The sequence below is a fragment of the Novosphingobium sp. 11B genome, from assembly GCF_054589055.1.
In genome coordinates this window covers 1-456 of sequence record NZ_BAAILP010000189.1, presented here as the reverse complement: position 1 = coordinate 456, position 456 = coordinate 1, and the positions used below count along the sequence as shown (strand labels likewise).

The 456-nt window shown below is 68.6% G+C and carries 1 protein-coding gene; it reads left to right on the top strand.

Annotated elements, in window-relative coordinates:
• Nucleotides 1-61: 61 nt before the first annotated feature.
• On the top strand, nt 62-456 hold a 395-nt coding region (locus ACYPYD_RS17045), incomplete at its 3' end, for a cupin domain-containing protein (RefSeq protein WP_459664379.1).

Genomic DNA, 456 nt, shown 5'->3' with positions numbered 1-456 from the left:
GTTGCCGGCGTGCAGAAGGTGGGCAATCTTTCCGGCGCCAGGAATCAGTGAGTATTCGCCGATGACCGACGCCCGCGCTTCCTCCTCGCTGCCGATCCGACAGGTCGAGAAGCCCTGGGGCCTGGACGTCCTGCCTGCGCCGTTCGAGGCGCCCGAGGGCCAGCGCATCGGCGAAATCTGGTTTGAGCCGCCCGCCGCTCTGCCCGAGCTTCTGGTCAAGTACATCTTCGCCAGCGAGGCGCTGTCGGTGCAGGTCCACCCTTCCGACGCGCAGACGCTGGCCAAGGGCATCGGGCGGCAGGGCAAGGAGGAATGCTGGCTGATCGTCGCTGCCGAGCCGGGCGGCAAGCTGGGCATCGGCTTCGACCGGGAGATCGGCGAGGACGCGATGCGCGCCGCCGCGCTCGACGGGTCGATCGAACACCTGATGACCTGGCACGAGGTCGTGCCGGGCGA